The 12,447-nt window shown below is 57.6% G+C and carries 11 protein-coding genes; 4 read left to right on the forward strand and 7 right to left on the reverse strand.

Going from position 1 to position 12,447, the window contains the following annotated elements; translation table 11 throughout:
- Positions 1–127: 127 nt before the first annotated feature.
- Positions 128–1,723, reverse strand: coding sequence for a D-alanyl-D-alanine carboxypeptidase/D-alanyl-D-alanine-endopeptidase (gene dacB / locus VFX97_08900; GenBank protein ID HEX5703300.1), 1,596 nt, complete (start codon positions 1,721–1,723; stop codon positions 128–130).
- A gap of 32 nt (positions 1,724–1,755) precedes the next feature.
- Positions 1,756–2,787, reverse strand: coding sequence for a glycosyltransferase family 9 protein (locus VFX97_08905; protein ID HEX5703301.1), 1,032 nt, complete (start codon positions 2,785–2,787; stop codon positions 1,756–1,758).
- Positions 2,788–3,167: 380 nt separating this feature from the next.
- On the opposite strand from VFX97_08905, the gene VFX97_08910 reads away from it, so the two are divergent.
- The 3 genes from VFX97_08910 (at position 3,168) to VFX97_08920 (ending at position 6,324) form a co-directional block, all read left to right on the forward strand.
- Positions 3,168–4,121, forward strand: coding sequence for a cation diffusion facilitator family transporter (locus tag VFX97_08910; protein HEX5703302.1), 954 nt, complete (start codon positions 3,168–3,170; stop codon positions 4,119–4,121).
- Positions 4,122–4,290: 169 nt separating this feature from the next.
- Positions 4,291–5,568, forward strand: coding sequence for a nickel-dependent lactate racemase (gene larA, locus VFX97_08915; GenBank protein HEX5703303.1), 1,278 nt, complete (start codon positions 4,291–4,293; stop codon positions 5,566–5,568).
- 69 nt (positions 5,569–5,637) lie between these two features.
- Positions 5,638–6,324, forward strand: a complete 687-nt coding sequence (locus VFX97_08920) for a hypothetical protein (protein HEX5703304.1) — start codon at positions 5,638–5,640, stop codon at positions 6,322–6,324.
- Positions 6,325–6,364: 40 nt separating this feature from the next.
- On the opposite strand, the gene VFX97_08925 is transcribed toward VFX97_08920, so the two are convergent.
- The 3 genes from VFX97_08925 to VFX97_08935 form a co-directional block, all read right to left on the reverse strand.
- Positions 6,365–6,949: a hypothetical protein gene (locus VFX97_08925; GenBank protein HEX5703305.1), complete on the reverse strand. Its 585-nt coding sequence runs from the start codon at positions 6,947–6,949 to the stop codon at positions 6,365–6,367.
- A 124-nt stretch (positions 6,950–7,073) separates the two neighbouring features.
- Positions 7,074–7,679: a DUF3558 family protein gene (locus VFX97_08930; protein HEX5703306.1), complete on the reverse strand. Its 606-nt coding sequence runs from the start codon at positions 7,677–7,679 to the stop codon at positions 7,074–7,076.
- 33 nt (positions 7,680–7,712) lie between these two features.
- Positions 7,713–8,738, reverse strand: coding sequence for a GGDEF domain-containing protein (locus tag VFX97_08935; GenBank protein HEX5703307.1), 1,026 nt, complete (start codon positions 8,736–8,738; stop codon positions 7,713–7,715).
- Positions 8,739–8,905: 167 nt separating this feature from the next.
- On the opposite strand from VFX97_08935, the gene ribA reads away from it, so the two are divergent.
- Positions 8,906–9,568 carry a GTP cyclohydrolase II gene (gene ribA / locus VFX97_08940; protein ID HEX5703308.1) on the forward strand — a complete coding sequence of 221 codons (663 nt, stop codon included), beginning with the start codon at positions 8,906–8,908 and terminating at the stop codon, positions 9,566–9,568.
- Between the two features lie 5 nt (positions 9,569–9,573).
- Here ribA and VFX97_08945 read toward each other — a convergent pair whose 3' ends face one another.
- Both VFX97_08945 and VFX97_08950 read right to left on the reverse strand, forming a co-directional pair.
- Positions 9,574–11,337 (reverse strand): VWA domain-containing protein, encoded by a 1,764-nt coding sequence (locus VFX97_08945; protein HEX5703309.1) that lies wholly within the window; start codon positions 11,335–11,337, stop codon positions 9,574–9,576.
- Positions 11,338–11,346: 9 nt separating this feature from the next.
- The gene (locus tag VFX97_08950) at positions 11,347–12,393 is read right to left on the reverse strand and encodes a tetratricopeptide repeat protein (GenBank protein HEX5703310.1); all 1,047 of its coding nucleotides are present in this window, start codon (positions 12,391–12,393) and stop codon (positions 11,347–11,349) included.
- Positions 12,394–12,447 lie beyond the last annotated feature (54 nt).

Here is a 12,447-nt window from a genome sequence, read left to right on the forward strand (position 1 = left end):
CTGCGAGAAGCGAGGAGGGGGTAAGGGCAAGTGAACGTCCGAGAAGACGCTCCGAAGGCAATATTACTGTGTTAAAGCGAGTTTGTCCATAGGCAACAATGGCTGCCAGTTCCCGCAAAAGCCATTATTAAGGGGCTTTTGGCGTTCCCGCCCTCTGGGACCGGGCTATCCGGCGGACAATTTCATCCAAAACCTGACCTGGATGGCCACGTCCCGCGGCGTCGTTACAGATGATCGAGAAAGCGAGTTCTTCGCCTCCATCCACCGTAATGTAGCCCGACAGGGCATGCGTGTAAGTCAGATACCCCGTCTTGGCTGAGACTCTTCCGCCCAGCGTTTGCAGGCGACCTCTTAACGTCCCATCGCGACCTGCAACCGGCAAAGAATTGCGGAAGGCGGGTGCGGCTGAAGACCGCGCGATAGCGATTAACAACCCAACGGCACTTTCCGGGGTTATGAGATCCAGGCGCGACAATCCTGACCCGTCATGAATCGCGAGGTCACGAACTGCGACGCCGTGGTCGCTCAACCATTTCTTAACCACCGCCGCCCCGGCCGCATCGTCGCCGCGCGTCGCATGTCTGCGCGGATCAGGATCAGGCACGGTCGAGCCGCGCTCTTTCCCGAGCGTGCGGAGAAGCAATTCCGCGAAAAGGTTGTTGCTCTCTTTATTTGTCACACGAACGATTTCAGCTAGCGGCGCGCTCTCGGCGTTGGCAAGCTCGACCGCCGTTCGTGGATCGAATCGATCAGCTTCAGCGACGCGAAAATCACGAGAACGCGCATCACCCTCAACCTGGATCCCGCGCGCGGTCAACAATCGCTTGAAGATCGTGGCGGCATGTAACGCCGGATCGTGGACCGAAAGAAACGCTGAGAATGAACGGCCGCTGGCGGGAAACTCTCCCCAAACCTGCAATTCGTTGCTCGACAAGCCGCGCTGAATGCCGATTGAAGTTATCGCGTCGCGCGCGCCCGTCGTGGTGTTGTTTGTCAGCCGCACATACTTATCGTCCGGGTTCACCACTACGCTTGCCGCCGAACCGCCTTTGTTAGCGGGAGCGATTGTGACTTCGACGCTGTTTTCATCGATCGTCAACGCGCTGGGTTCCGCGCCGTAATACCACTGGAGATCATTCCACTGCCAACCGACGGCATAATTCTCAGCGCGAAAATAGCTCTCGTCCCCGATGACACCGCCGCGCACACGACGCAGACCGCGTTCGTAAAGTTGATCGACCAGCGCCGGCAAGCCGCCTTTCGCTTTTGAATCAAAATCGGGCGCGCCGCGGCCATACAACGTCAAATCGCCATCGACTACACCATTCGCATCCATTGGCCGCACGGAGTAGACCGAGGTGCGCCAGCGATAGTCCGCGCCGAGCACGTCGAGCGCCACCGCTGTGGTAAAAATCTTCATGTTCGAAGCCGGCGTGAACCGTCGGTCGCCATCGCGCGAACTTAATACGCGACCATCCCTTGTTGACGCGATGAACACACCCCAGCGCGCTTGCGCTGAATCGCTTTCCTCAATAATGCGTTCGATTTCCTTTGTGAGGACGGAATCTGACGTTGAGACGGACGTGTTGCTTGCGGAGCCGCTTATTGCTGGTTCCGTTTTGGCAGGTTGCGGGTCGTTCGACGCCCTGGTCGCCAGCAGCCAGCCGCCGATCAGTACGGCAGTCGCCGTCAGCATCACCAGAAAACGTCGAGCGCTAATCATTCTCAAATAAATTCGAAAAGGCTGCGGTTACTTTAACTGGCGAACAAGGTCGCCATGCGGCCCGCGGAAAACAGTTCGCGCGTTGCCCCGTAAACTTCCTCGACGCCGATCGTGTGCACCCCTGAGCTGAAAATGAGGCGTTCCGCCGTCGCCAGGGGAATGTAAGCATGCCGCGTCGTTCTGCCGATCAAAACCACGATGGGAGCGCCGACCGCCGCCGCAATATGGACCGGCCCCGTATCATTCGAAACAAAAACAGCCAAGCGCGACTGGGCGGCAGCTAGTTCCCCAATGGAAAGCTTTTCGAGGAAAACACTGGTCGATGGAAATTGACGCCGCATGTCCTGAGCCACCGCGCGCTCTTCCGGCCCAATAAAGACGAGCGGCCGCACACCATCGTTTCGGATTAGAAAATCGGCCAGCCCGGCCCATCGATCGAGCGGCCAGGCTCTGCTTGGATGGCCCGCGCCGGGAAACAGTCCCACCAATGGCGTCCCCGATTCGGCCTTCGCTTTCCGCAGTAAGGTATCGATTGCAGCATAGTCCTGGGACCGCGGTTTGATTTTCGGAATGCGCGGCGTATCCGTGATTCCGAGCGGCTTCAGCACGTCCAAATATCGATCGACCAGGTGCTGATCCGGATCGTTGCGATCGATGGGTGGCTTCGGCTTGAAATTCGCGAGAAAGTCCCATGACCGCCCCGGCCGCCGTGCGAACAGCCGCTTCGACGCGCCGGAAAGAAATCCCATTAAGTTAGTTTCGGAAAAGCTGTGGAGGTCGATGACAAAGTCGAATTGTCGCCGGCGCACATCACCCACGACCTGAAAGATGCGCAAGATCGAAAGCGGCTTGAAGCCATCGCGCAGCGCCACGCGATCGACGGTGATGATTTCATCGGCATAGCCCGACAGCTCAACGATCTCTGAGCTGGGCTTGCCGGCTGCAACGGTAATTCGCGCCTCGGGAAAACGTGTGCGGATGGCACTCAACGCCGGCAGGCTCATGACGACGTCGCCGAGCTGGCCGAAATCAATGACTAGAATGCTGCGAGGATTGAAACTCATGAACGCACTTCAGATTACGGTCGTAAAACTTGATGACTCGCAAGGCTGAGGATTCTAGCATCCTGAAGGTTTTCCACGGTAAGCACGCCCGAAGCCGTATCAACATCGTAGGTCCTACTGTGTCTTTCCGTCTTAGACCCTTTGCGAAAATCAACCTGTTCTCAAAAAAGATAGTTTCACGCCAGGAGGCAAAGTCGCAAAGGATCGCACAGGGCTGACCACGAGACCCACCAACACATCGGCGTTTGCCGCTGCAAATCGATCTGCTAATCTTGTCCAGAAATGGGTGCGCTTCTAAGATACGCACGCGTCCCGCGTGCTTCTTGCTCTTGCCAAACCAACAAGCATGCCAGAGGCATGCGTACCGGGGGCTCGCTGCGGTGACTGCTCATCACCATCATCACGCTGATCATGCGCATCGTCATGGCCGCGCGCAGACAAGCCGCCGGCGACTCGCCTCGGTGACGCTGCTCACGGCGGTGTACATGGTCGCTGAAGCGGTGGGTGGCTGGTGGACCGGTTCGCTCGCTTTGATGGCCGACGCAGGCCACATGCTTGCCGACGTCGCGGCGCTGTCGCTTGCGTTGATGGCCGTGTGGTTTGGCTCGCGTCCGGCGACGCCCGTAAAGACTTTTGGATATCACCGGCTTGAAATTCTTGCGGCACTCATCAATGGCGTCGTCCTGATTCTCATTGCGCTGTTCATTTTTTACGAAGCCTACCTGCGGTGGTTTGCGCCGACCCCGGTGCAGAGCGGAGTGATGACTGCGGTCGCGGCCGGCGGCCTCGCGATCAATCTGATCTGCGCGCGGCTGCTGCATAGCGAACGTCACGATGATTTGAACATGCGGGGCGCCTGGCTCCACATCATGAGCGACGCGCTGGGTTCAGTCGGCGCAATTGTCGCCGGTGTGATCATTACTCTGTCAGGGTGGTACGCGGCGGATGCGCTCATCGGCATGCTGATTGGGCTGCTCATCGTGTGGAGTTCGTGGCACTTGATCCGCGAAGCCACGAATATCCTGCTGGAAGGAACGCCCGCGCACATTAGTCTCGCCGCTGTCGAAGACGCGATCCTGGAAACGGACGGAGTCTCAGACGTTCACGATCTGCACATCTGGACCATAACTTCCGGTCGCGAGGCGTTGAGTGCCCATGTCATTCACGCCGAGGCGATTTCACAGCCGGTGCTGTTAAAAGAGCTGCGGACCAAACTACACGATCGTTTCGGCGTCGATCACTTAACGTTGCAGATGGAAACGCCCGACTTCGAAGACGACACCTTTCACTTCTGTCACGCCGGCACCGCCTGCTTTAGATCGGAACGAGAGTGAAAAGTCCCGCGAGCGGAGCGAGCTTTGGAGCGCGGTGGCAAGCACCGGGGTCCCCACCGCGGCGGCCGCGCTGGCGTGGTCGGGGCGCGACACCGCTTTGGAATTTATGCGTCGGCCATAGGAACTGAAAGCGCCGTCGTCGCTTCGCTCTGCCGGCGCACTCCAAATTATGCCCACCATTGAATTCGGTTACGGCCGCAATGCAATCAGCTTCGACTACGACCCGGCGCGATTCGAGGTTCTCGCTCCCAAGGTTCACGCTGCGCCACTGACTGACGGCGAGATCGGCGACGCAATCGACAATCCGATTGACTCACCACCGCTCGCGGAACTAATCGACGCCGGCGACACGGTGCTAATTGTCGCGTCCGATGCCACGCGCGCCACCGGCAGCGCCCAGATAATCAATCTGCTCGTTCGGCGTCTGATTCAATTCGGAGTTTTCCCTTCCGATATCGCGGTCATTTTCGCCACCGGGATTCACCGGGCGGTGCGCGACCACGAGAAGGCCGAGTTGCTAACGCCTTTCATTGCGCAGCGCATCCGCACGATCCATCACGACGCCCAGGATCACAGGAACCTCGTTCAAATCGGATTGACGGACCACGGAACGCCTATCGAAGTGAATAGCGCACTGAAGGAGTTCTCGAAAGTGATCCTCACCGGCGCGGTTGGGTTTCACTACTTCGCGGGATTTACTGGCGGCCGCAAATCCATCTGTCCCGGCCTCGCGTCGGCGCGCACAATCGAAGCGACGCACATGCTGGCGTTGGACTTTGAACGCGGTGGGCGCCGGGCCGGGGTCGGCTCGGGTTTGTTGAAAGGCAATGCGGTGAGCGAGGAATGCGAGCGAGTCGCGGCCCTGATCAATCCAGCCTTTCTCGTTAACACCATCGTTGATGAGCGCGGCCGGCCCGAGCAAGTCTTCGCGGGAGATTGGCGAACCGCGCACGAGCGCGCGTGCGAGGCTTACACGGCGACTCACTCGCAAACGATTGCCGAGAAGCGTGATTTAGTTATCGTCAGTTGCGGCGGCGCGCCTTACGACATCAACATGATTCAGGCGCACAAAGCCCTCGACATGGCTGCCCACGCGTGCGTTGATGGCGGCACGATAGTCTTGCTGGCGGAATGTAGCGATGGATTGGGCCGGCCGGACTTTCTGAAATGGTTTGAAGCTGAAGATTCGCGCGCGCTGGAGACGCGTCTGCGCGAGCACTACGAAGTAAACGGCCAGACCGCCTGGGCTTTGCTGACGAAGACGGAACGCTTTCGCATTCATATCGTCACGGAGCTGCCGGAACCAGACGTGCGACGCATGCGCATGGTTCCCGCATCATCGATCGAGTCAGTTCTGGCTGAGATTCCCCAAACCGCGACGGGTTACCTCATGCCGCGCGGCGCTGCGCTGTTGCCGCTGGCGAATCAATCAGTGGAAAAACCTTGATGAAGTTACCCGCAAAGAGGGAGAATGCGCGAAACCTCGGGCGTGAACGCAATTTGAAAGGAGCATTTGATGAAAACTCTTTGCCTGCTTCCACTGCTCTCGATGCTGGTTCTTCCGTTTCAGAATCCGCCAACGCCGCCGCCGGACGGAAGCCCGATCGCGGTGCTCAGTTTCAAATGGTCCAGGAGCCGACAGGCTGGCGCGTCGGGCTCTGACAAGCCAGTTCCATCACGGGCGGTAACTTCAAGCGACAAGAATCTTGAACGCAATGCGCGCGCTAACGATCCCGCCGGCAAGCGCGATCCAAACGCGGACACGCTCGATGCCCGAGGGCAGGCATTGGAAGCGATCACCCAATCGGCACAGAAGAAAGAGAAAACGATTGACGGCTTTACTTATTACGTCAAACTCCATAACACCGGCAAGCAAACGGTGGACGTCGTTTTCTGGGAATATCAATTCATCGATGGGAGCAATCCCGGTAACGTCACGCGGCGCCAGTTTCTTTGCGGGGCCAAGATCAAACCTGGCAAAGACAAAGAGCTACAGGCTTTTGAAATGTCGGGCCCGGGAGAGACGGTAAGCGCTGCAAGTTCGGCAACTTCGCTTCAAGAAAAGGTGATCATCAATCGGTTAGAGTTCGACGATGGGAAAAGCTGGATGCGCAAGGATTGGAATGCCAACGAAATAAAAGCGGCCTATCAACGAGCGATGGCCACACCGTGGTCACCCAACGAGATGTGCCGGGCGCTTTGATTAAGCCCGAAGTCACGCCCTTCCGAACATCAATCCTGGGTTACGGAATCGGTTTGAGCACTATTCGCCGTTCGCGATTGCCCATCTGCAAGACGATTGGATTGTTCAGCTGGATCGGATGTTCTTCGCCATCGATGCTGATGACGAAGTTCGCCGGCGCCTGCCTTTCACCTTCGCTTGATGAGGTTGATTCGCCCGGTTTCGCGATATCGCCGGTTCGCGTCAGCAGGTTTGTCGCCACTATTCGCCAAGTGGAAGGTGAGCAACGGAGACGCAATCCAGGCGCGTCTGTCGCGGCCGATTCGCCCACTGCCAACGCATCAACTTTGAACAGCCCTTCGCCGCAGCGCACGCCTGCCGAATCGTAGAACGTCGCCCACCCCGTCAAGTAAGTGTAGAAAACGCCGCCAACGTTCTTTACGACCAGTCTGATATTTGTGACCGGCGAGTCATCTGCGCCGTTGAGCACCTGCGTCGTCAGGATTGCTTCAATCGCAGGAGTGCCGCCAGTGTCCGTAGCGGTCGCTGGTTGGTTTAGAGCCACGCGCGATTCGGCTTGCTGCGCAGCGACCGGGATTGAAATGACCAAAACGAGGGTCAGCAATAAGAGTTTTGATTTGCGCACGTAGATCTCCTTCACGATTGTGTCGCCCGCTTCGCGGGCTGAGACTTGGTCTTGGCAATCCAGGGTTGTCGCGCTTCGCGCTTACCCCGGGATACCTTCTTTCACACCTTCGGCGTGCTAAAGCCTAAAACCGTGCGAGGGCTTTCTGCGCGAGCGTCTTCGATTTCTCCAACTTGGTTTTAATGTCACTTGCGCCGCCCACGCTGATGCGCAGGATCACGTCCTTCTTGAGCACATACAGGGCGCCGGCCATTCCGCTGGCCTCCCAATAGGCGTCATCGCCAACGCCGGAAATCTTTTCCGGGGGCAATTGCTTGTCTTCGGGTTTCTTTGTGTCCCCAGCCTCGGCGTTCGTGCTCCGCCAAAACTCTTTCACAGACTTTCCGCGTTCTTTTGGAGTCGTGACGTTGAGAACCACCGAATTCGTGATTGTCGGCAGTTGGTAGTAGCACTGCGCAATGAAATACGCGCCATATTCACGCTCGGACGGAAAAGTAGTTTGCAAAGCCTCGCTTTGCACGGCCTTCAGCTCATCGCTCGTGAGCAACGCGCAGGGATCGATTCTGGATTTTAGCGCGATTGGCGATGGGGTCGCGGTAGGCGCTGAGCTGCTCGGGCTCGGCGTCGCCGAACCGGGCGGACTGGCAGCATGCGGATCCGACGACTGGCAGCCGGCCAGGGCCGCGGTGAACACCGACAGCGCAAAGGCGATTGAGAAGATTCGGGTCACAATCGCTCATTGTATACGAATAGTATTCTCGATTCAGCGTCGCGGGCGGACTAACTTCCTGGGGGGCTTGGTGCCGGGCGTGTATGCGCACACGCGATTGCGGCCGCTTCGTTTCGCACGGTAGAGGGCGGAATCTGCTTTTTCAACCAACTGGATTGGGTCGCTGGCATCGTTCGGGAACGCCGCCACCCCAATGCTGATCGTCATCCGGTGGGTTCGCGGTTCCTCGGTGCTGCCGCGACGGACCGCGGGAAATTCGTGTTGTTCGATGGCCTCGCGCACGCGCTCAGCCGCGACCATGCCCTGCGCGTAATCAGCGTCGAGCAGGAAAGCCGCGAACTCTTCACCCCCAAACCGCGCTCCGACATCCCCCGCGCGCAGTGAGCTCTTGATCACTGTTCCCATTTCTTCCAGCGTCTCGCTGCCGGCCAAATGGCCGTAGGTGTCGTTCACTTCTTTGAAGTGATCGAGATCCATCATCAGCACGCAGAACGGTTTGTTGTCAGCTTCGGCGCGCGCAGCTTCGCGACGCAACTCAGAAAAGAATGATTTGCTGGTGAGCAGTCCGGTTAGATCGTCGTGAACCAGCAGGCGATGAATCTGTTGCTGAAATTCTCGATCGATTTCGTCGAGCATTTCAAATCGAATCAGGTGATCGCCGATGACGAATTTGTCGCCGTCTTCGAGAAAGGCTTCTTCAATCGGCTTGCCGTTGAGCAAGGTGCCGTTCGTCGATCCGAGATCAATCAAGCGATAGCGAGCCTGGCCGGTCGTCTCGTCATGTTCAGTCCGGATGCGCGCGTGTAACCGGGAAGCCTGAGAATCGTTGATGCGCACATCGGCGTCGAGCGCGCGACCCAGCGTCACTTCGGTTCGCTCCAACGGAATCGGCACCGCCAGTAACTCGCCCCGCATGAACACCAGCGCGGGCCGGCGGTTGGCGTGCGAGTCGCCAAGCTTGCCGCTTTGCGTGGTGCTCAATTCGGTAAGTCCGGAATTGGGTTCGCTATTGGTTTCCATCGGTGGGCGGCTCAGTCGGGCCGCGTTCTTAGGCTTCATACGCGCCTCAGGTATCTTATCGCGCCGGTTCGTCGCGCAGCAATAGTTTGATTTGCACTAAATGCTGAGGAAAATCCCGCCTTGTCGGTCAGCAACGGGCGACACTATAATTCAAGCCAGAGATTTGAGATCAACCTGAGGTGGGCCACTGAGGCTCAAAGCTATCAATGGGATGCAACGTAACCCCTGTCGCAGTTGAACCGCTGGTTTGTCCGAACGCTCCGCCGGACCTGTCAGTCGAGCGCGTCGCCGTCGCGAACCTCCCGACTGATTGGGGCGAGTTCAACATCGCCGGCTATCGGTCGAAAACCAGCAGCGAAGAATATGTCGTCATCTTCAAAGGCGAGCTGCGGCCTGATGTTCCGGCGCTGGTGAGAATTCACTCGCAGTGTCTGACGGGCGACGTATTTGGATCGACGAAATGCGATTGCGGGCCACAACTGCACACCACCCTGCAAATGATCCAGGAAGAAGGGCGCGGCGCGCTCGTTTACCAGCAGCAGGAAGGCCGGGGCATCGGCATCATCAACAAGATTCGCGCGTACGAACTCCAGGACAAAGGCGCCGACACCGTGGAAGCTAACGAGCGGCTCGGTCTGGCCGTCGATTCGCGCGAGTATCGTCAGTGCGCCGAAGTCTTGTTCGATCTCGGCTTGTGCAAAGTGCGCGTGCTTTCAAACAATCCGGGGAAACTGAAGGCTTTGGAGGACGCCGGCATGGAGATTGTTGAGCGCGTAGCGATCGAAATCCCGGCGACGGATCGCGCGACGGCGTATCTGAGAACAAAGAAAGAGAAGATGGGCCACCTGCTGGAGCTGAAACCTCGCTAGGTCCTTCACAGCGCCGGGACCTTTATCCACTGCACGGCGCTGCCAGTCTTTCCACTTCGCGTATCTCGCAAACCGACCCGCACCTGATACAGTCCCGCGGGCAGCCACGCTTGAAAGCGATAGACCGCAGGCTCCTGCAACTCCGACGCACTTGCCGCTGAGACGCGCAGACGCCCGACAAAGCTATTCTTGGGCTTTCCTTTATCGTCATAAAAGATGCCGCCGATATCGACGTCAGCGGCCGGCTTGCCGTCGAACAAATCAAACGCCAACCCCCGGCGATCGATCTCAACGGTGGCGAGAACTCGCGTGCCCACGCCCGGCATCGGCGCCAGGCTGACCATCAACGCCGCTTTTAGTTCCCGCTGCTCGATCGGCGCGTCAATCACGACGCGCATGTCATTCTCGCGCTCAGTGATGCCCTTGTCGGCCTTTCCTTTCACAGAAAGCATCGGCAATGGCGTGGTGCGGAAATAGCCACGACGCATGCGCGCGGTGAGTTCCGGCCGGCCTTTCACCCGGATTTTGACGTCTTTGAAGCCGCGTCCCTTTTGATCATCGGTCAGCGGCCGCCAGGCAAGAATGTAATAGGTCGAATTCTCGTCCAGCACTTGCCTGACCCACTCAGCCATCGGGCGATTCGTATTGCGGAAGGCCTCGCCGCCAGTGTCCCGGGCCAGTGCGTTTAATCCATCCTGTGAGGCTGCGATGTCGCCCATCGTGGCGCCCATCGTTAGTCCTTCCGAATCGATGGGCCGATCATTCAATACATCAAGCGCTTCCGTGACGAGCCCGCGAGCGTCCAGCGTGTAAATCACAACGCCCGCCCGTCCGGCCGCGTCGGTGATCTTCTTGATTCGATCTTTTGATCCCGTCTGCGGATCGTTCAGGTAGAAGCCGTCCGAAATCAGGAACATCAATTTCCGTCCCGGGAGTTGCGCGGCTGTGCGCATCAACCCTTCGAGCATCATGAGGGTATTCTTGGTGTCCGGCGCCGTGTTCATCGTAATCTGGCGCGCGCGTTGAATAACCAGGTTACGTGCAGCCTGGGCGTCAACAAAGCAGATGACTCCACCCTGTGGATCTCTGATACAGTTTTGCTTCAACATCTCGGCCACGTAATAACTGATGGCGCTTTCGTCGCCCTCTTGAATTTTCGACGCCTGGAATTCGGACATCGGAGGCTTTTCCATGTCGAGCTTTGCGTTGGCGCGATAGTTCAGGCGTGCTACCGCCGCCTGTAAGACCGTCCGGTCGTCAGTGAACTGTTGCAAAAAACCGATTTGGCCGCTCGAAGACGTAATCGCGACCTGATCCCTGGGAAGCATGCCCTGGTTCACAAAATTCAGCAGTGATTTGCGCGTATGCACAATGCTGGTCGGTGACAGGTGCAGGTCATCCACGAAAAACATCACCGTGCGCTGGCGGGCGGACATGGCGGCGGGATTATCAGCGATGGATGGATCTGCGTCTCTGCCGCGCTCGGTATTGTAAAAAGCGACTCGCTCAAAAAAGGAAATGTCCTGCGGCTTCCCATCGATGACTAGCTCGAAATCGCTCGCGGTTAGCCCGTCAACGAAGCGCCCTTTCTTGTCGAACACCGTGACGTCTGTCTGCACCAACTCAGTGTTGACGCGGATGACGTCGTCCTGAGACGGCGACTGCGTACTCGACGGCTTTGACTGATTGAGGCCAACGATGGGAAACAAGACCGCTGCGCTCATAACTGATAGAGCAAAAGCGGCGCGGTAAATCTTTCGAAAAGTCATAGTGTTCTTCTAACTTTTGGTGCGAAGGTCTTTAATGGTGTTCTTGATTTGGTCGGCGTCTTTCGCCTTCGGCTCAAGCTGCAGATATTTTTCCAGGTGATCCGCGGCGTCCTTGTTACGCTTGGCGCTGATGTAAAGCCCGCCGAGATATTTGTGCGCGAGCGGCAGGGACTCGCCACCGTTGGCAAGCGTCAACTCCATCTCTTTCTGCGCTTCGTCGTACTTCCGGATCCTTATCAGCGTCAGCCCGAGATAGTAATGAGGATTCGGGCCCGGCATTTTCAGCACGAGCGATTGACGCAGGGCAGATTCGGCTTCGGCGAGTCGCAGATTCGCCTCGTCGGTTTTCTTTTCACCCTGCAACGCCAGGCTAATGTTGTAGAGCGCAATTCCCAGATTCAGATGCGCTGAAGCATCTTCTTTCTTCAGCTTGACCAGGGCACTGTACGTTTCGGCCGCGCGCTGCATCTGGTTAAGCAGCAAATACTGCCGTCCAAGTTCCGTCAGTGCCTGGGGAAAATCCGGATAAAGCTTCACCGCATTTGATAAAAACTCAACGGCTTTCTTGCCGTCCCCTTTAGCCACGGCATCCATGCCTTTGGTGTAGGCGTCACGTGCAGGCGATGGAATTCTCGCCAGTGCCGCGGTGTCGGCTTTGCTCTTGAGATGGATGGGGACGGTGGTGTTCCGCATACCACCTTCGAAGAACACGGCCTCGCGCGCATTCTCGTAATCCTTGCCACCCTCAACAATGACCGTATAGGAACCGGATTTCAGTCCCGTGAAACGGAATACTCCATCCTGATCGGTTTGGGTTGTTTTCCTATCTTCATTGCCTTCCAGAGTAACTCGAAAACGCTGGTCAGCCGGACGCCCTTCAGTAAAATAGACGCGGCCCTGAATCACACTACTTCCGGAACTCTCGGGCAGTCCGCGCGTGCTGCCGACGCCGCCGGGTACTTGTGCCCGCACCGCGATGCAGACGTTGAGTAAAATCAGGATGCAAAGTAGAGGCTTATGAAAATTCGCACGAACGACGGATAGAGGGAAACGCATTTCCAGAAACTCCTTTATTACCTCGCGAAATTGTCGGGGACGTATCTGAGGAGA

The organism is Pyrinomonadaceae bacterium (genome assembly GCA_036277115.1).
Classification (GTDB): domain Bacteria; phylum Acidobacteriota; class Blastocatellia; order Pyrinomonadales; family Pyrinomonadaceae; genus UBA11740.

Excerpts from the sequence above, each read along its gene's own strand:
- dacB (HEX5703300.1), bottom strand. The coding sequence starts at position 1,723 with ATGATTAGCGCTCGACGTTTTCTGGTGATGCTGACGGCGACTGCCGTA.
- VFX97_08905 (HEX5703301.1), bottom strand. The coding sequence starts at position 2,787 with ATGAGTTTCAATCCTCGCAGCATTCTAGTCATTGATTTCGGCCAGCTC.
- ribA (HEX5703308.1), top strand. The coding sequence starts at position 8,906 with ATGGGATGCAACGTAACCCCTGTCGCAGTTGAACCGCTGGTTTGTCCG.
- VFX97_08950 (HEX5703310.1), bottom strand. The coding sequence starts at position 12,393 with ATGCGTTTCCCTCTATCCGTCGTTCGTGCGAATTTTCATAAGCCTCTA.
- larA (HEX5703303.1), top strand. The coding sequence starts at position 4,291 with ATGCCCACCATTGAATTCGGTTACGGCCGCAATGCAATCAGCTTCGAC.
- VFX97_08945 (HEX5703309.1), bottom strand. The coding sequence starts at position 11,337 with ATGACTTTTCGAAAGATTTACCGCGCCGCTTTTGCTCTATCAGTTATG.
- VFX97_08935 (HEX5703307.1), bottom strand. The coding sequence starts at position 8,738 with ATGAAGCCTAAGAACGCGGCCCGACTGAGCCGCCCACCGATGGAAACC.
- VFX97_08920 (HEX5703304.1), top strand. The coding sequence starts at position 5,638 with ATGAAAACTCTTTGCCTGCTTCCACTGCTCTCGATGCTGGTTCTTCCG.